Source organism: uncultured Formosa sp., assembly GCF_947500765.1.
In the GTDB taxonomy this organism is placed as follows: domain Bacteria; phylum Bacteroidota; class Bacteroidia; order Flavobacteriales; family Flavobacteriaceae; genus Formosa.
Window position 1 is genome coordinate 145,645 of record NZ_CANMTH010000003.1, and the last position, 20,519, is coordinate 166,163.

The following is a 20,519-nucleotide window of genomic DNA, read 5'->3' on the forward strand; positions in this document are numbered from 1 at the left end:
CTCTTTAGTTTTATAAAGAGACTTATGCTAAACATTATGAGAACATTACTTTTTTTATATGTTTCAGTCATTTTTGGTTTTACGCCAACAGATGTGTTATCTCAGAATCCAGAAATCTATATTGAATCCGAAACAACATTAACGGTAGATCAGGTTTTTGAGCTCATTATGAAACAGACAGATTACAAGTTCATTTATCAGGAAAGTTTATTTAAAGACCTTCCAGAAATTAATGTTAAACAGGGCGTACAACCCGCAAACGACTTATTAAATAAAAGTTTATCTCAAGGCGATTTTGAAATTCAGCTAGAGGCCAATAATACTGTTGTGGTAAAGAAGAATACAAAACGAAAAAAACAACAACAAATTATTATTTCTGGAGAAGTTTTAGATGAAACCAATATGCCTTTACCAGGTGCTAGTGTTATTGAAAAAGGAACAAGCAATGGTGTAACTACAGACATAGACGGTAAGTTTACACTTAATGTTAGTAGTAATAATGGTAAAATTTTAGTCTCTTATTTAGGATATTCAACTAAAGAAATAACCTTAAATGGAGAAACCAATTTTTCAATAATTCTTAATGTAGATGCTGCAGGTTTAGACGAAATTGTAGTTGTGGGTTACGGAAGAAAAAAGAAATCTGAACTATCTTCTTCAGTATCTATTATCTCTCAAGAGGAATTAGAAAGTTCAATAAGTTCTACAAGTATTCAAGATGTATTACAAGGACGAGTACCTGGGGTGCAAATATCTGGAGGTAGTGGAGATCCTGGGCAAAGTGCTTCTATGGTTATTCAAGGTATGGGATCTTTAGAAGCAGATAGTTCACCTTTAACCGTTGTAGATGGTATTATTGGTGGGCAATACGACCCTAAAGATGTTAAATCAATTTCTATTTTAAGAGATGCTGCAGCGACGGGGCTTTATGGATCTCGGGCAGCAAATGGTGTAATTGTTATTACAACTAAAGACGGAAAAGCAGGAGAATTTAAAGTGTCTGTTAATAGTACATTCGGACCAACTTCTAATTGGGATGATAGAGTAGAAGTGTATGATGCAGAAGGATTATATGGGCAATGGTCTACAGCCATGGAAAACCTGTATAACTTAAGAGTGTCTGAAGGGAATACAGATTTTACCAGTAAAACGTTCGAAGAATATAGGAATAGTGTTGTGCCAGAAAGTGCATTAGATTATACATCTAATTGGACAGATTTATTGTTACGTACAGGATCTTTAAATCAAACCCAAGTGTCTATGTCGGGAGGCTCAGACCGAACCACGTTTTATGTGAGTGCCTCTTTAAATAGAGAAAAAGGAACAGCGTTAGATACGTATAATAATCAATATAATTTTAGAGGAAATTTGAGTCATAAAATTTCTGATAAACTGACAACTAATATTAGAATGACGGCTCAATACGGCGAAAAATCTGAATTTAATTGGCCGAGTCCTTATACCCAAGCGTATCAAAATGTGCCTTTAGATGCTGCTTTTATGCCAGATGGTGTTACACCAACCCCGGCTATGGATATCAGTCAAGTTCCTATTTGGTATCGTGGTACTGGAGTTAACTATATGTTAGAACGTGAAGAGTCTGAAAATAGTAAAAAATATTGGGGTACGACTTTAATGTTCGAATTGGATTATAAAATTACTGATTGGGCAAGATTTAATACGTCTAACAGAGTGGAACTAACAGGTTCTGATCATTCCATGGCATATTCAAATATGACATGGGTTGGTTATAATTATGACGGGTATATGGAATGGGTATATACCTATGGTTTAGGAGCTATTACCTCTAACACATTGCACCTAAATAAAAGTTTCGGAGACCATAATTTAAATGCTATTTTGGGGCAAGAGTATAATTACGATCAAACACGTTATGTAGAAGCTGTAGGAACAGGAATAGTAGGAGATCTTACTGCCTTAAGTTCTGTTGGTAGTGCAAAATCGGTGAGTGGTGATTTAGAAGAGTCGGGATTCTTATCGTATTTCGCACAGTTAGATTACGATTATAAAAATAAATACTATTTAATAGGTTCTTTTAGACGTGATGCATCTTCAGTATTTGGAGAAAACGATCGTTGGGGAACGTTTTATTCCATAGGAGGTAGCTGGATGGTTAATAAAGAAGATTTCTTAAAAGATACAGATTCTTGGCTAGATGTATTAAAAGTAAGAATGAGTTATGGTACCACAGGAAATGCAAATATAGAGTCGTATTTGTCTATGGGTACCTATTCTTTTACAACTTCTTCTAGTTATAATGGCGATTCAGGGGCTTGGCCGTCACGTTTACCTAATCCAGACTTAACTTGGGAAACGGCTCGTAAATTTAATTTAGGATTAGACATTAGTATTTTTAACCGCGCATCTTTAGAAGTTAATTTTTATAACCGTATAAACGATGACTTATTACAATCTGTACCTTTAGAAGCTACTACTGGATTTACAAGTCAGGTACGTAATATTGGTTCTATTCGTAACCGAGGAATTGATTTCTCTTTAGTCACGACCAATATTGAAGGTGAATTTTCATGGAAAACAAATTTCAATTTCAATTTTAATAGAAATGAAGTTTTAGAATTAGATGGCGGAGAAGATATTATTGATGAAGGTATGATTATTAGAGAAGGACATTCTTTAAGAAGTTTTTATCTTCCAGAATATCAAGGCGTAGATACGCAAACTGGAGCACCAATTTATACACGATGGGAAGATGCAGACGGAAACAAAATTAATGGAAACGATACAAGTACTCCTGCATTGGTTACCACTACAAATTATCAGTCTGAAGCAAGTTATATAACAACATCTTCTGCTTATCCTAAAATGACAGGTGGTTTTGCTAACTATTTTAGCTACAAAAACTTTCATTTAAATATCTTAACCAATTTTGCAATTGGGCAAACGGTGTATAACTACGTAGATTGGAATGCAAGTGATTTTAGCACCAACAGATTTAAACTTACCAAATGGCAAGATTTGAAACGCTGGGAGAGTCCAGGAGATCAAGCAGATATACCACAATTAATTTATGGAGATATATATAATTTTAGTGGAACATCATCTTTTTACTTAGAGGATGCTAGTTATTTAAAAATTCAGAAATTAACCATAGGTTATACGTTTCCCGAAGCTTTCTTAGGACGTGTGTTTAAGGAATTTACTATAAATGCATCAGTAGAAAATTTAGCAATTATTACAAATTATTCTTTTGGAGATTCAGATGTTAGTTTCGAGTATCCTTTTACAGATTCTACGCGATACAGTCCGACACGAAAGTTTTTATTAAATCTAAATTTTAGTTTCTAACCAAACCATAAAAAAAAACATCATGAAAATTATTAAAATACTTATAATCAGCATGTTTGCATTGTGTTTAGGTGCATGTGCTGAAGATTCTATAGATTTTGATCCGATTAGTCAAATTACAACAGAGCAAGTTACAGGTTCGTTAGACTTGCTTGAAAATGCAGTTATTGGTAATTATGCCTTTTTAAGTTTGGCTGAAGGTAAATATGGTTACGACAGAACCCGTTACGATGTCACCGAATATATGAGCGATGATGTTATTCTAAACCAATGGAGTGGTAACGATTTTTCATACTCTTTAACCTATCAACCAACTTCAGCATCAGAGCGTTCTCAAGATTTTTGGCAATATTCTTACCGTGCCATTTATTCTATAAATGTAGTGAATGAAGGTTTAGACGCTTTAGTCGATTTATCTTCAGACGAGATGGAACAAAGAGATCAATTAAAAGGAGAAAATATCTTTCTTCGTGCCATGTTTTATTTTGATTTGGTACGTGTCTACGGACGACCGTATTCTCACGATAGTCCAGAAACTAATTTAGGTGTGCCACTAACAAGTACTTCTACAGAGAATGAAGGGTTATCTAGAGCTTCTGTAAAGGAAACTTACGAGTTTATTGAACAAGATTTGTTAGAAGCTGTAAGCTTGTTAGTAGAGCGTAAAAGCAATATTTATGTGTCTAAAGAAGTAGCGTATGCAGCATTGGCAAGATTGTATTTATTTATGGAAGATAATGATAAGGCTATTGAATATGCAGACCTTGTATTAAACTCAGGTAGATATGAGTTACTAGACCAAACAACGTATCCGCAATATAATCGCTATGCGCCAGAATCGGTTTCTGAAACTATATTTGCTGTTAAACGATTAGAGTCTGATAATGTTGGTAGATATATGATTGGAGGGATGATGCATGGAGATGGCGGATATGGTCAGATTATGGTGTCTTCTTCTTATATGGATTTGTTATTTAAAAATCCAAATGATTTGAGAATTAACTTTATAGATCCACAATTTGAATTGGATGCAGATGGTAATAAAATTGAAGATGCAGATAATGCTTACTATGGCTATAAAATTGTAGAAAGTTCCAGTGTGCCTCAATATTGGACTCTGAAATTAACTTATCAAGACGATGTTCCTATGTTAACGTCTCCAATCTATTTTAGATTAGCAGAAATGTACTTAATAAAAGCAGAAGCGTATGCTAAAAATGGTCAAGATGATATGGCTTTAGACATGGTAAATGTAATTAGAGCACGTGCAGGATTAAGCGGCGATCAGTTATTTAGCTCAAGTAATCTCCAAGGTTATGATTCTGTCTTAGATGTGGTTTTAGACGAAGAGCGTTTAGAATTTGCACATGAAGGACACCGTACACATGATGTTTTTAGAAACAAAGGTACTATGGATAGAAGTTATATGTCTTGGCAAGGATGGTCAGGTCCGAGTTCTATTCCATATACTTCTAATCGTATACTACATCAGATACCAGAAGTTGAAATACTGAAAAATGACTACCTCATTCAAAATCCATCATTTTAATAAGAAACTTATGAGTTTGCACGGATTATACTAAATATAATGCGTGCAAATTATTTTTAATGAGAATGGATTAAAGAAGATAATTATGAGAGGTTAATTTAATGTTAGCAATGTTATCAAACCTTTACCATTAAAATTTTAGATAGGGGCAAAGTTATTTTTTGATACTTATTAATAAAGTATAGCTCGGTTTAGCCTTATGTCTATCTTAAAACATATAATTTTCATTTATCTAGAAATTATGATTAAAAAAAGTACCCTTTTCCTGATGTTACTGTTATCAGTATATTCTTTTTCACAAAGCTTAGTAACAGAAACTGCTGCCGTTTCTAAAGAGTCTCCTGCTATTATAGTAGAACGCGGACCATATTTGCAAAGTGGTTCAGCAACAAGTGTTATTGTAAAATGGAGAACAAATGTTCCTACAACATCGGTTGTTAATTATGGTATGGTATTGAATGCCTTAACAATGCATTCTTCTAGCCAGGCGTTAAACACAGATCATGAGGTGACCTTAACAGGTTTAACTCCGAACACAAAGTATTATTATAATATTGGAACCGATACAGAAGTGTTGTCTCAAAGCCTTTCTGGCGATATGTATGTGATTACTGCACCAATTTCAGGAACAGATCAATTTGTCCGCGCATGGATTCTAGGAGATCCTGGTACAGCCAATGCTTTTCAAAGAGAAGTTCGTGATGCTTATTACAATTATGTTGCTACAGATTCTGTAAACACAGGCAAAACAGATATGATGTTGTTTTTAGGCGATAATGCTTATAATACAGGAACAGATGCCGAGTATCAGGATGCTTTTTTTAATGTCTATAGCGAGATGTTAAAAAAATCTGTGGCATGGTCTTGTTTAGGAAATCATGATGGATATTCTGCCGATTCAGACTCACAGTCGGGACCATATTACGATATCTTTACGTTTCCAAAAGCAGGAGAGTCAGGAGGAACTGCTTCTGGTACAGAAGCATATTATGCTTTCGATTATGCTAATATTCATTTTATCATACTAGATTCACATCATTCAAGTCGTGATGTTGGATCACCGATGTATAATTGGACACAAACCGATATTCAAAACACCACGCAAGATTGGATTGTAACTTTATTTCATCATCCAGCATATTCTAAAGGATCCCACGATTCCGATTATGAAGACAGACTTATAGATATGAGAACAAATTTTATGCCTATGTTAGAAGCTAATGGCGTAGATCTTATTTTAAACGGACATAGTCATTCTTACGAGCGTTCTTATTTTTTAAATGGTCATCACGGATTTTCTAACACGTTTAATCCTGCAGAACTTTCTAAAGGCGGACATACTGTTGGAGCAACTGGACACGGAGATGGAAAGGCAAATGGCGATGGTGTATACCAAAAAGATAAAGATACTGCTGAAGGTGCAGTGTATATTACTACAGGATCTGCAGGACAGGTATCTGGAGGAGATTTAAATCATCAAGCTATGTTTGTATCATTAAACGAGTTAGGATCTTGTGTTATGGAAATTGAAGCCGATGGAACAGGTGGGCAAAATCTTAATATTAAGTTTGTTAGAGAAACAGGCGAAATTGATGATTATTTTAGTATTAATAAAACTGGAATTACACTTGCTAAACGTCAGGCTGTAGAAAAAGAACTAAAGTCGTTTCTTGTTCCTGTTAATGGAATGATTAACGTTGCTATTGATAAAAATGAACGTCTAAAAAAGGTAAAGTTTTATAACAACATCGGGACTTTAGTAAAAAAGAGTAAAAAAGAAGATATTAACGTTAGTAATCTTACTAAAGGGGTATATGTTATAGAAATTATAACAAACAAAACCACATATTTTAAATCCGTAAAAATAGATTAGATCAGTTATTTTAATTGTTATTTCAGATTAACCTTAATGCAATCCCTAATTATGGATTTGTATTGAGGTTTTTTTATTCTAGATTATTTTAGTTTTTAAGACTACCATAATTAACATCTCATGTTTTGTTGAATTAGCAAATAATCAATATATAAATGAATAAATGTTTTTTAAAACAACGTTTACGTTCTCAAAACATAAAAAAAGAAGCGAGCTGTTTAAGTTGATTACTTTTTAAGTAGATTTGAGTCCCTAATTTAATTATAAGCTCAGTGCCCAAGACAAAAGAGATTCATACTTTGTCCCTAAAATCGTATAAAGATGTTTTTGATACATTATATACTTCGCTATGTCTTTTTGCCGAAAATTATGTCGATAATTTAGATGTAGCAAAAGATATCGTTCAAGATGTTTTTATAAAGGTTTGGGAAGATAAAATTGAATTTAAAAACGAGATTGCTGTAAAATCTTATTTATATACTTCTGTTAAAAATAAATCATTAGATTTTTTAAAAAGTAAACGCTTTAAAACAACAGAACATATGTCTGTTGTAGATATAGATAATCTAAATAAAGACTCTTTTTATTTAAAAGAAGTTGTTATTGAAGAAGCCTCATCTAGAATAGAAGAGGCAATTAATACACTTCCTAATAAGTGTGCTCAAATCATTAGGTTAAGTATAAAAGATCTTACCAATGCAGACATTGCGCAGCACCTTAATATTTCTATACATACGGTTAAAGCACAAAAAAAAATAGCCTACAAAAGATTAAGACCACTATTAAAAAACTACTTTGTTTTACTGGCTTTTCTCTTCGAGTCTTCCAATTAAAAAAGATCATTTTATCCCATATTCATCAATCTAAAATGTTAATATTTTACATCTTGGTTTAAAAAAAAATATTTTTTTTAACCCTATCGTAACATTTTGTCGTCTTAGGTATAAATAGTAGTTGCAATTAATGGTAAAGTTTAATAAAATCATAATATTATCTAAGCAGATCACTTCTTCGTTGTTAAGAGATGAAAAGCCAAAAGCATTAGAAACTTCAGATGTGTTTTCAGAACAAGAAAAAGAAGATATTCTTAAAAGACTTACAGATAAATCTGCCGTAGAATCTCGATTAGATTTAAAAACAAAGATTGATACTAAAGCCGATTGGAACATTTTAAAATCGAAGTTGGTTGTCCCTAAAAAAACGTATTACTGGCATTATGCGGCGGCTGCAGCTGTGGTATTAGGTTTAGTTACAACCACGTACTTTTTAAAAGAACATGGTTTAAATAAAAATCTTAATTCGCCAATAATTGTCGACAATCAAATTGAACCTGGTGTAGATAAGGCCATCTTAACATTAGAAAGTGGCGAAACAGTAGCACTTGTAAAAGACGTTAAGTACGCGGCTCAAAATGTAGTAACTAATGGTGAGGAAATTGTTTATCAGGACGATAATACAACAGAATCTGCAACCCAAGACGTAGCCTATAATTATTTAACCATTCCAAGAGGAGGACAATTTCAAGTGACATTGTCTGATGGTACTCATGTCTGGTTAAATTCTGAATCCGAATTAAAATACCCAGTACATTTTATAAAAGGACAACCACGTTTGGTAGAGCTTATGTATGGAGAGGCTTATTTTGATGTGTCTCCAAGTACAAAACATAATGGTGCAACATTTCAGGTAATAACTAAGCAACAAACTATAGAAGTATTAGGTACAGAATTTAACCTTAAAGCCTATAAAGAAGAGGTTAATGTGTATACCACTTTGGTAGAAGGTAAAGTTAAGGTAAGTTCTGAACATAGAACTAAAAACTTAGTACCTAACCAACAATCTAATTTAAATATAGAGACCAATGCATTAGCGATAACAGATGTAGATGTTTATAACGAAATAGCATGGAAAGAAGGTATTTTCAATTTCGAAAATAAACCGCTTAAAGATATCATGACGGTGCTGTCTAGATGGTACGATATTGACGTTACTTTTGAGAAGAAAGATCTAGAAAATCAGAAATTTATTGGGTCTTTAAAGAAGAATTATAGTATAGAAAGTATTCTAACCATTTTACAAACTGCCGATATTATTAATGCTTTTGAAATTAATAAAAAATCGGTAATTATAAAATAACACTAAAGTCTTAACAAGATTAGGAATGTTATAATAAAAAAGGAGAGATCGTTTAAACCGCCAAGCTCAAGACCATCTCTCCACAATACAATATCAATCAATTAAAAAAAGGTTTAATTAACTAATAATTTACAAATTAATGAAATTTAAATTAATTAGTGCCTCTTCTGTATTCAGGAAAGGTATCTTAAACTGTATTATGCGAATATTTATATTCTTGTTTTGTGCTACAATGTTTGGTTCTAATCATGTGCGCTCTCAAAATGCTGAAATTAGTATTAATGAAGACAAAATGGTTACTGTAGATGAAGTCTTTAAAATTATTAAAGCACAATCCAGTGATTACATGTTTATTTATCCGGAAAAATTATTCAAATCTTTTCCTAAAGTGCAACTAAAAAAAGGAATTATTAAGATCGATAAACTTTTAGATTTAGCGTTATCTAATGGAAATGTAAACATTACAATAACCGATAATAATATCATCTTAATAAAAGAAAAGCCTGCAAACGATAAACGGACACGTAAAGTTTATAATGATAAGGTGGACATTAAAGGGCATGTATTCGATGTTAATCAGCAACCCTTAGCCGATGTCAATGTTATTATTTCAGATTTAAATATCGGAACATTTACCAATATAGATGGTGCGTTTTCTATGGAACTGCCTCATGAAAATTTTCAGATTAAATTAAGTCTTATTGGCTATAAAGCCGAAGTGGTAGATTTAGCTTCAATTTCAGATCTGTCTAACATTACAATTACCTTAAAAGAGGATTTGCTAAGCTTAGATGCCGTTGTTGTAACAGCGAAAAAGACAGAAAGTAGGGAAGGGACTTCGACTTATAAAATAGAAAGTCAGGCCATAAAGCAAGTTCAGGCCATGAATTTATCTGATGTGTTAAGCTTACTGCCAGGAAATAAAACAGAGCAAGTTAATTTAACAGATCCAAAACAAGCTAGTATACGTAGTGCAGTAACTTCAGATGCTAATTCATTCGGAACAGCAATTATTATAGATGGTGCTGCAATTAGTACAGATGCTAATATGCAAACCAAGAATTCGTCTTCTTTAGACGGAGGAAAATCTGTTGTTGCAGGTGGTGTAGATTTAAGAAGCATAACATTAGCCAATGTAGAATCTGTAGAGGTTATAGCTGGTGTAGCTTCTCCAAAATATGGAAATCTATCTTCTGGAGGTGTTTTAGTAAAGAGTAAAGTAGGGAAGTCTCCTTATATTGTTTCGGCAAATGTATCATCTACTAATTATCAAACATCTGTAGCTAAAGGATATGAATTAAACGATTATGGGGTTTTAAACTCAGATTTTTCATTCGCATATTCTTCAGGATCACCTACAGAGCGAAAATTATTTTATAAAAGTTTTAATCTAGGTTTACGTTGGAAACTTCCTGTTTTTGAAGGTTTAGATTGGAATCATTTTACAGCGTTAAGAATTGGTCATTCTGATGATGGAAATCGACACGAACCAGAAGAGGTTTATAAAAATGAAGCAGACGTAAAGAGTACGTCCTATCAATTAAGCTTCTCTGGAGATTTCCCATCATCCATTTTAGGAAAGATTAATTATAACTTGAGTGGGAGCATGGTAAATCAGCATTCTTTTTACGATACATATGTTCTTAATGGACCTTATCCTATTATTGAAGCCATAGAAAGTGGGACGTATAATACCACTTATACTCCAAATGCATTTAACCAAACAAGAGATATTAAAGGAAGACCTGTAAATTTTAATGCAAGGATAGATGCCTCTCAATATTTACATTTAGAAAACTTCGATTTTAATTTTGAAACCGGGATACAATATACGCTAGATGATAATACGGGAAGCGGACGTGTAGCCACAGGGAATATAGCACACACTCAGGATATTGCAGGAAGTAGGTCTGCTACTTTCGAGAAAATTCCAGCTTCTAAAACCTTTTCTGCTTATCACCAAACTATTATTAAAAGGTATGGAACATCTTCAAAACAACAACTTAATTTAGGAATTCGATACGATAATATGTTAGAGCGTTATAATTTATGGTCGCCACGTATGTCTTTTTCTTCTAAACATAACGATTTTACAGCTAGAGCCGCTTGGGGTGTGTCTTATAAAGCGCCGGCTATGGTACAATTATACCCAGGGAAATCTTATATAGATTATATTAATTTTCAATACTATGCCGAAAATCCAGCCGAGCGTTTAGCGGTTGTAACCACTTATGTCTATCAGCCTACTAACGAACATTTAAAGCCTAATTATTCCGATTTAAAAGAAGTAGGATTTGATTGGTCTCCAGATTTTATGAATCTAAATTTCACGTATTTTAAAAAGGATTTACGTAGAGGTATAAATACAACACAAGAACTATTATTACTACCTAAATCTGTTTATGAGGTAGTTAGTGCCGAAGAAGGCGTGCAGCCAACCGTACAGCCAACAGGCGAAGTTTATAATATTCCTAGAACTGTAAGTGTTATGAAAAATAACTATTACGAATCTACCGATGGGGTTGAAATTACATTAAGTCCGAAAAGAATAAAAGCAACCAACACCGAATTTAATTTTAGATATAGTTATTTAGAAACCGTGGTTACAGATCGAGGGTTCAGCATAGATAAATCGTCTTATGTTGTTGGTGATAATACAGTACGTTATGGGGTGTACGAAAATGAATTAACAAAAGCTGTTAGAAGTTTTGGAACCTTAACTTTAATACAACATATACCATCTTTAAGATTTGTGTTAACGCTTTCTGCAGAATTAAATTTTAAAGAAAGTAGCAAATATATAGGTGCTAGCTTATATCCGTTTGCCTATTATGATACCGATGGAAACTATATTGAAATTCCATTAGAAAACAGAACAAATCCTGAATTTGCAGATTTAAAGAAGGACGAAAATACCTATACCACTGTAGGAACACCGTTCTACAGTAATTTTAATTTACAAATACGTAAGGAAACTAAGCAAGGTCATTCTTTTAGTTTTTTCGCTAATAATGCGCCTTGGCACAACCCTACATATGAGTATTTAGGAAGTAGAAGAACGTTGAATAATAAATTATCAGTAGGATTTAATGTCACCATATTAATTAATAACAAATCAAATCAATAACATGAAAGACACAATTTTTAAAAAGGTAAGATTAACAAAATTAATAGCAATTTTGTTGTTAATAACAGTATCAGTTAGTTGTAGTGATGATGATAACGTCGCTAATTTAGGTAATTTACAAGTGCAATTAGAACTTGCTAGTGGGCTTGGCGACATCTCTCTAGAAGGCGTAGATGTTAGCATTACAAATACAGTAGATAATTCTAGTTTTAGTTTAAGTACAGATGCAAATGGTTCTGCTACGTTTTCAAATATTTCTGTTGGAACGTACACGGTTGTCGCAACACAATCAACCGATGATTATACCTTAAGTGGTACTGCAAACAATGTTGTAATTACAAGACAAGAAACTGTTGTTTCAACGGTTGTAGTTAATGCAGATAATTCAGATGGTGGTTTAGTCATCAAAGAAGTGTACTCTTCAGGATCTGGATATATCACGCTTTTTAAAGATTCTTTTATTGAAATATTCAATAATTCATCTGAAACATTATACGCAGATGGGATGTATATTGCTAACATTTTTGGAGATACAGGTATGTCTGGAGATACAGCATTATCTTCTGTTTTAACAGATAGCGATTATGTGTATACAGATGTAATGAGCCAAATTCCAGGAACAGGAGAAGATTATCCAGTAGAGCCAGGGAAGAGTATTGTAATTGCATTAAATGCTGTAAACTATAAAGAAGGGAGTACTGCGCCAGACGGTCAATTAGATAATACAGATGCTACATTAGAGCATTATTCTATAGATTGGCTAGAAGCACAAGGACGTTCAGGTAACTCGTTTTTCGAATTAGATAATCCGTCTGTTCCTAACATGACAAACATTTATATGTTTAACGAAACTAACTTTTTCAGATTAATTACAGCTTCTGCAAGTGTTGTTTTAGTAAGCAGTGACGCTACGTTCACAGACTCAGGTATTGTAGATTATACAGAAGCAGGTTCTACAACTACATATAAATTAATGCGTATTCCAGCAGATCAAGTGGTAGATGCTGTAGATATTTTAGATAATTCAGGAGCTTCAGAATTTAAACGTATACCAAGTGCTTTAGATGCTGGTTTTACATTTGTAAATGCAGATGGAGCAATTTCTTATACAGGATTAAGTTCAAGAAGAAAGGTTGATGAAGTAGCTTCTGAGCGTTTTGGTAGAACTATTTTAATAGATACAAATAATTCAACTGTAGATTTTGAAGCTATAGCTTTCCCAGATAAATATGGTTACAATAACTAAAAGAATAAACCATTTAAAAATAAAGAGAATGTTTTTTGCATTCTCTTTATTTTTAGTTGTGTTACATGCATCGTCTCAAACAATAACTAATGTGAATAGTTTATCTGTTATCGAGAGAGACTTTCATTTTCAAATTTTTGAAAACAGGTATTTCGATATTCCCTCTTTAATTAATCAAGCTAATCTTCAAAAATTTTCTTACGGTCAAGCGAACTATTTGTATTCTGAAGGCAATTTAAGACCTCCTCAAGACTATAAAAAACAAAATGGTTTGTATGTAGAAACCGCATCATTATCTGCTGTAGAAAACACAAATTGGACGTTATACGGTAGTTTAGAATATTTAAATACAAGATTAGAAGATGTAGAAAATAATTTAACGTATGGCATCACAGAGTATAATTCGCCATATTACTTCTTTCAAGAAACTAACGGAATATGGAATCATCAGGATTATAATTTTGAAGTGAGTGCAGCTAATAAAATTAATTCGAAACTAACGTTAGGAGGTTATTTAAATTATGATACCAATTTCTACTTCAGAAAAACAGATACGAGAAATGAGCTCACTGCTTTAAAAATTCTTACCAAGCTATCTTTAAGTTATCAGCTCAATCCAGAGCATATTTTAAGTGTAGCCATAAGTAACGAATTTTTTAAAACAGATTCTGAACTCGGGAATAAGTTTCCTGAAAATAATACAGCAACTACGGCCAATTATTATTTAAACACAGGATTAGGATCATACATAAAAAATATTGATAACGGTTTTCAAACGAAAAGAAATATACCCGAATTACAATTTAGTTGGATCACTAGAAAAAGTGATTGGGACTTATCTGTAAGCAGTGATACTAAATACGGTTTAGAACGTTGGATAGATAAAAACATAGTTAATCTTGGAGAAAACGATGAACTTACTAAGTATAGTTTTCTTAAAGAAAGCGTTAAGGTATTTTACAATAAATATAAAGACAATACCCTTTTATCACTGTATTTAAAAGCCGAATATTTAAAAGGAAATGGGAAAGTTTGGGAAGATAGTGGTGCCTATTATTATAAAAATTTCACCACCACGAGCTATCTTGTAAATGCCGAGGCTAATATGTTATTTTATAATAAACTGTTGAATAAAATAAGTTTAGGTTTAAACTATTATAACAACAGTCAGTTAGACTTAAATTACGCTTATGTGTTCGATTATCAGTATTTAGATCCGAAAATTGAAATCGGTTTAAATAAAAGTATTTCCAATAAAACAGCCGTTTTTGCAAATATAACGACTGCATACCATATGGTACTAAATGTGGAGCACGATCCTTTTGCAGCAAATAATATTTATGTGGATTGGATCGGTAATAAGGTTGCAAATTATACAAATATAAATGCCTTTAATTTTAATGCTAAACTGGGGTTTGATTTAAAATTGAAAAATGAAAACAAACTGGAATGTTCACTGACTACAGACTATACAAAAGCTACAAAATTATCGGATAATAGTGTAAATTATTATTCAAAAAACGATGACTATCTAAGTTTAGTTGCAGGTTTAAAACTCTATTTCTAAGCATATAAATTACATGTAATAACTGTGCTGAATCAATTTAAAAATTAAAAAATGAAACAGGTATTAAGTAGTATCATGTTTTGTATTCCATTTTTAATGTGGAGTCAGAATATGGATAACATTCATATCGAAGAATATGATTTGTCCAATGGTTTACATGTTATACTTCATAAAGATGTAAACGAACCTAATGTAATTGTAGGAACCAAATATCATGTGGGTTCTAAAAATGAAGAAGTGGGCCATACTGGATATGCTCATTTTTTCGAACATCTTTTATTTCACGGCACTAAAAATATACCTCAAGGCGAATTAGAAAATATTATTTTAAATGCTGGAGGCTATTGTAATGCGTATACCAATTACGATGTCACGTATTATTATCAGTTATTACCTGCACACGAATTTAAGTTGGGACTTTGGGTCGAATCCGAGCGCATGTTACACCCTGTAATTACTCAAGAAGGTATAGATCGTGAACGTGAAATTGTAAAGGAAGAAAGACGCATGCGTTACGATAGTAAACCTTTAGGAAACTCGTATTTTGACATGATGTCTAAACTGTATGCTTTTAATACTTACGGACATAATATGATTGGTTCTATGGAAGATCTTAATAGCGCCTCTAAAGATGATTTCGAAGCCTTTTTTAAAACCTATTATGTACCAAATAATGCGTGTTTAGTGGTCTCGGGAAATATAGATGTTGAAGATACAAAAACGTGGATTAGTTTGTATTTTAAAGATATTCCGAAGGGGGAAAAGATTAGCAGACCTAAAACTTTTGAAAAACCATCCGGAATAGAAAAACATACAGATAAAAGCATAAAAGGCTTAAAAGACGAGTCGCTATTAATAGGCTATCCGCTCATGGATCAGAGTCATCCAGATGCTCCTGTCATGCAAATACTAACCTCAATTTTATCAGGAAATAGTAAGTATTCGTATTTCGAAAATAATTTAAACATCGAAAACGATACTATAATTAAACATATAAAAGCTTCTTCAGATTTTTGGGAAAAAGCAGGAACTTTAAGCATTAATGTAACGGTTGCCCATAAGAATAGTGAGACTTACGTCCTAGAAAAAGTAGATAAACAATTAGAGTTGCTAAAAAATACTCCTGTAAATCCTATTGTATTGCAACAAGTAAAAAAGCAATTTGAAATGGCTTATGTCGATTACTTTTATCATGCAGAAACCTTTGCGGATAAGGTAACTAATTATTATCACACTTATAAAAAAACGTCTGATATTAGAACGCTTTTAGACGATTTTAATAAAGTAACAGCTGATGATATTCAACGCGTTGCCAAAAAATATTTCGATAAAAATAACCGAATTCTAATTGCGTATCACCCAGAATAACTCTTCGTTATGAAAACTATCTATATTTTTATTTTATGCATGTGTTTCAGTATAACTGCTATGGCTCAAATAGACCGTTCTATGCCACCAGAAGCAAATATACCGACTAAATTAAACGTCGGAAAATTAATTCCGATAACCTTAGACAACGGACTTCGGGTGTACTTAGCACCCGTTCAAGATTATCCAAAATTCACCATATCTGTCAATATAGAATTACCAGGATACGACGAAGAAACCAGATTAGCAGAGAAAAATATACTAAATACAGCCTACGCAAATAAACGTTCAGAAAAATATCCAAATCAGGAAATAGATTCTCTAGTAAACTATTTTGGTGCCATGCTAAATGCCAATATGTATGGCGGCACGATTAAAGGGCTGACCCAAGATATAGATCAATTACTAGATATCTATGTAGATGCGTTATTACATCCTGTAATTACTAAAGCGTATATAGACGAGAAGTATAAATCTGAACTAGAAAAACAAAAACATACAAAAAACAAAAACGTAGAGATAGGTAAACCTATAAAAGAATTTTCTATAGATGCAGTAAAAGATTCCTTGCTTTTCGGGCCTAAAAAAGATAGGGTTAAAACAACTAAAACAGCAAAAGCGGAATATAAAGGGGTAACCGTAAAAGACGTTGAAGAGTATAAAAATGATAGAATTGTATCTAACAATGCCTTAATTGTTGTGGTTGGAAATTTTTCAGAAACAGAATGTAAAACGTTAATGAATCGGTATTTCGGAGCCTGGAAAACAGGAGAACCTTATGTTAAAGAAAGTCCGATTACCAAGAAAACATCAATCATACAAAGCAGAAAAATTATTGTACATGATGCGCCCAATGCGGTACAATCTAAAATAGCCTTTAGCTGGCATTTAGGCGATGCCTATACTTACTTTAATAACGATATTAAACTACAAGTTTTAAACAATATTTTTGGAGAAAGTCAACTGTCGTATTTGTATAAAAACTTACGAGAAGATAAAGGCCTTTGTTATTTTATTAGATCCTCTGTTGGTAGTTCTGCAGATGGAGGCGTAGGAGCCGTATATACAAGTGTTAGGACAGCACAAACGGCGTATGCTATAGAAAATATTATCTTAGAAATGTTACGATTACGTAATACTAAAGTGAGTGCATCAGATTTAAAAATTGCTAAAAATAATTTAATAGGAGATTACACGAGGTCATTAAATCCTATTGCACCTATACCATACATTACGTTTGCAATGCAGAAAGATATTTATAATTTACCAGACGATTATTTACAAAGTAAAGTCGAACAATATTACGATGTTACCATAGATGATATTATGGAAATGTCTCAAAAATATATAAACCCTTTTACATGTGTGATTACTGTTGAAGGTAAAATTTCTGAATTAAAAGGGACACTAGAACCGTTTGGAGATGTTATGTATTATGATGAACAAGGAAATAAACTGAAACTTTAGTTTATTTTTTCCAGTCAAGTATCAAACTCGAAATGAAATATTAAACACAAATTAAGGCCATTTAAATTACACAATTTTAATAAGCACATAAATCTAAATCCATGAAACAGTTAATTTTATTTATAATCCTACTTATAACCTCATTATTAAATGCGGCAAGAGCACAATCTAAGCCCGTGTACCAGCTATTTAAAAGCGATGGTGAGCTTGCAAATTACGAACAGATGATTACAGATTTATCCCATAGTGATATGGTGTTTTTTGGAGAATATCATACAAATCCTATTTCTCATTGGATGCAGTTAGAAGTAAGTAAAAGTTTATTTGCTACAAAAGGCGATGCTTTGTTTTTTGGTGCAGAAATGTTTGAAAGTGGTAATCAATTGGTTTTAAATGAATATTTAAACGGCGTATATGCTGAAGATAAAATGATTCCGGAAATGACACAAATGTGGGGGAATTATAAAACCGATTATAGACCATTGGTAGAGTTTGCTAAAGACAAAAAACTTCGATTTATCGCTACTAATATTCCTAGACGTTATGCTTCTATGATTAACAAAAAGGGAATAGACGGATTAAAAGAGTTAAGTCCCGAGGCTCTAGAATTAATTGGTCCAGATTTAGAAACGTTTTTCGATCCAACGGTTAAAGCGTATGCAGAAATGGCCGACAATATGGGCGGACATGTGCCACCAAACATGCTAAATATTCAAATGGCTCAAGCCGCAAAGGATGCAACTATGGCGCATTTCTCTCTTAAAAATTTTGAACAAGGAAACCTTTTACTTCATTTTGAAGGCTCGTATCATTCAAATTACGAACAAGGCATAATTTGGTGGATTAACAAAATTCAACCCGGTTTAACACTAAAATCTATTACCACAGTTTTAGAGTCTGAATGGAATGCAATGACCGCTGAACAAAAAGCAACGATTGCCAATTATATTATAGTTGTTGTAGATAATATGACGCAGACCAATTGGTAATTGTAGTACACTTAGCTGCTTTACAATGTTTGATCTTTTAATTAGAGTGAAATAACAATATCACTGAAAACGGTTAGAAAAAACTAAAGGTATTGGTTCAACTTTGTATGAAACTAAAATATGCAATTATGGATTTTAAAACAATGTTACAATTACCTGTATTAGGCACTAATGAGGTTATAAATATACTTCAAGAAATAGCAGATATAGAACGAAAAGAAGACCGACCTCGTATGCCTAAAGTGACTATTTGTACACATGGAGATAGTGCTTCTGGTTTTTTTGTAAACTATGATTCTGAAAAAAAAGTGGTTTTATTATGTGATATTTACGATCGCGATGCGCAGTTTCAATATATCGAAGTGCATGCTATCTCTTCCATATCTTTTAGCAATGTAAATAAATATGGCTATCTATTATCTGATGGGAAAATTCTTTTTACACCAGATCCTAGTGAAATACCTACCGTACTTCAACTTAAAAAAGATATTAATGCTTTAGAGTTAGAAGTTAAAGCGGCTTTGGATAAAGAAATAGCTATAGGGTATAAATTCGACGGAACTCCAGAAGATCTTGATAAATTTTATGCTTCAAAAATAATAGTATTATTAAAAGAAACGCTTTCTAATATAGCAGCAGATAATTTAGCAAAAGCAGCATTTTCAGAATCTATTTCAACAGTTGAATTCTCTTTAGGTACTGAAAATAAATCAAGTTTAGAAAAAGGTGTGGTTTCCCTTACTATCGATACCTCAAAAGGTTTAAAAAGCTTCCCAAAGGCAAAAGGATTACAAGCACAAATAGAAAAGCAATTGTAAAAATAAGAATGATATGAAAGAATTAAATGTAATTCAGCGTATAGAATTAAGAATTAAAAAAGACGAACAAACAGAAGAGCTATTTAAGCTTTCGCAATGTGATTATAGCTTTTCTTCAACATACTATCCAAACGAAGAACAAGAAAGGGGGGTAGATGTAAATTTATCTGGAGCTATGAGGAACGAGATGAGTACGCTGTTTTTAGAATGGTTATCTCATAAACCAGGTGACTGGTCTGGAAGTTTAAAAATTTATTACCAAAACCAAGAACAACCTGTTGTTAGTTTTGTGTTTGATAATGCTATCATTCATAATTACAGCCAATCATTTTCAGAGAATAATGTGCAGTCTCAAGATTATTACTTTAATGCGATATTAACAGGAGTCGTTTTAAATGATGTAAAACTAAATTAAGCTCACAACCATATTACAATAGAAAAAGCCTTTAAGATGCATCTCTTAAAGGCTTTTTTATGTCAGTTTTAGAATGGTTTTAAAACTATTCAGGCATACAAAAAGGGAAAGCGTATTCGGCTTTCCCTTTTTGTATTAATTATAAGTACTTATAAATGTGTAATACTATAAATTATTTTCTAAATATTCACGGATGGTTAAATCTATAAAATAACCACTGTGGTGACCACCCCAACATGCTGTTAAAGAAAATACGCCATCTTCTAATTTTAATGCTTTGTTAGCTTCGGCACCTTCATTTGGAATGCAGTATACTTCAATAGAATTTACACTTTCTGCCATAGCTTCTTTTCCCATATCGTCTTTACAAACCAATTTAATTCCATCTGTAAGACGTTGTAAACATACACTTGGTACAAATTTTATAAAGTCCATTTCAAAAGTATCCCAGTTAATATTAATTGGTAATTCTTTACCTACAATCTCATTAATTTCTTTTTGATACTCTCCTAAATATTGATCTTCTATAGACTTTGCTGCTCTTTTTTCTTGTAATCCCATGATTTGAGGTTTTTTTGTTTAATTAATACTTCAAAGATATTAGAACCCATGGGCAGAAAAACACCGTCTTTACGGG

14 protein-coding genes are annotated in these 20,519 nt (G+C 32.6%); 13 read left to right on the top strand and 1 reads right to left on the bottom strand.

All coding sequences use genetic code 11. The annotated features are described in order from the left end of the window. Positions 1–36 precede the first annotated feature (36 nt). The 13 genes from Q1B05_RS06850 (at position 37) to Q1B05_RS06910 (ending at position 19,882) form a co-directional block, all read left to right on the top strand. On the top strand, positions 37–3,327 hold the full coding sequence (locus Q1B05_RS06850; protein ID WP_299778985.1) for a SusC/RagA family TonB-linked outer membrane protein: 3,291 nt from the start codon (positions 37–39) through the stop codon (positions 3,325–3,327). Between the two features lie 22 nt (positions 3,328–3,349). Continuing rightward, complete coding sequence (locus tag Q1B05_RS06855; protein ID WP_299778986.1) at positions 3,350–4,876, top strand: RagB/SusD family nutrient uptake outer membrane protein; 1,527 nt, start codon at positions 3,350–3,352, stop codon at positions 4,874–4,876. A 241-nt stretch (positions 4,877–5,117) separates the two neighbouring features. Beyond that, positions 5,118–6,749, top strand: a complete 1,632-nt coding sequence (locus Q1B05_RS06860) for a metallophosphoesterase (RefSeq protein WP_299778987.1) — start codon at positions 5,118–5,120, stop codon at positions 6,747–6,749. Between the two features lie 272 nt (positions 6,750–7,021). After that, on the top strand, positions 7,022–7,582 hold the full coding sequence (locus Q1B05_RS06865) for an RNA polymerase sigma-70 factor (protein WP_299778988.1): 561 nt from the start codon (positions 7,022–7,024) through the stop codon (positions 7,580–7,582). A gap of 130 nt (positions 7,583–7,712) precedes the next feature. After that, positions 7,713–8,885 carry a FecR family protein gene (locus Q1B05_RS06870; protein WP_299778989.1) on the top strand — a complete coding sequence of 391 codons (1,173 nt, stop codon included), beginning with the start codon at positions 7,713–7,715 and terminating at the stop codon, positions 8,883–8,885. 199 nt (positions 8,886–9,084) lie between these two features. Further along, the gene (locus tag Q1B05_RS06875) at positions 9,085–12,012 is read left to right on the top strand and encodes a TonB-dependent siderophore receptor (protein WP_299778990.1); all 2,928 of its coding nucleotides are present in this window, start codon (positions 9,085–9,087) and stop codon (positions 12,010–12,012) included. A gap of 1 nt (position 12,013) precedes the next feature. Further along, a complete protein-coding gene (locus Q1B05_RS06880; protein WP_299778991.1) occupies positions 12,014–13,258 on the top strand; it encodes a DUF4876 domain-containing protein in 1,245 nt (414 codons plus the stop codon). 28 nt (positions 13,259–13,286) lie between these two features. After that, on the top strand, positions 13,287–14,825 hold the full coding sequence (locus tag Q1B05_RS06885; protein ID WP_299778992.1) for a DUF6850 family outer membrane beta-barrel protein: 1,539 nt from the start codon (positions 13,287–13,289) through the stop codon (positions 14,823–14,825). A gap of 51 nt (positions 14,826–14,876) precedes the next feature. Continuing rightward, positions 14,877–16,193: a pitrilysin family protein gene (locus Q1B05_RS06890; protein ID WP_299778993.1), complete on the top strand. Its 1,317-nt coding sequence runs from the start codon at positions 14,877–14,879 to the stop codon at positions 16,191–16,193. A gap of 9 nt (positions 16,194–16,202) precedes the next feature. Continuing rightward, a complete protein-coding gene (locus Q1B05_RS06895; protein ID WP_299778994.1) occupies positions 16,203–17,660 on the top strand; it encodes an insulinase family protein in 1,458 nt (485 codons plus the stop codon). Positions 17,661–17,761: 101 nt separating this feature from the next. After that, the gene (locus Q1B05_RS06900) at positions 17,762–18,649 is read left to right on the top strand and encodes a ChaN family lipoprotein (RefSeq protein WP_299778995.1); all 888 of its coding nucleotides are present in this window, start codon (positions 17,762–17,764) and stop codon (positions 18,647–18,649) included. 128 nt (positions 18,650–18,777) lie between these two features. Further along, positions 18,778–19,467, top strand: coding sequence for a hypothetical protein (locus Q1B05_RS06905; protein ID WP_299778996.1), 690 nt, complete (start codon positions 18,778–18,780; stop codon positions 19,465–19,467). A 13-nt stretch (positions 19,468–19,480) separates the two neighbouring features. After that, positions 19,481–19,882: a hypothetical protein gene (locus Q1B05_RS06910; RefSeq protein ID WP_299778997.1), complete on the top strand. Its 402-nt coding sequence runs from the start codon at positions 19,481–19,483 to the stop codon at positions 19,880–19,882. 165 nt (positions 19,883–20,047) lie between these two features. On the opposite strand, the gene Q1B05_RS06915 is transcribed toward Q1B05_RS06910, so the two are convergent. Then, the gene (locus tag Q1B05_RS06915) at positions 20,048–20,443 is read right to left on the bottom strand and encodes a hypothetical protein (protein WP_299778998.1); all 396 of its coding nucleotides are present in this window, start codon (positions 20,441–20,443) and stop codon (positions 20,048–20,050) included. Positions 20,444–20,519: the final 76 nt, after the last annotated feature.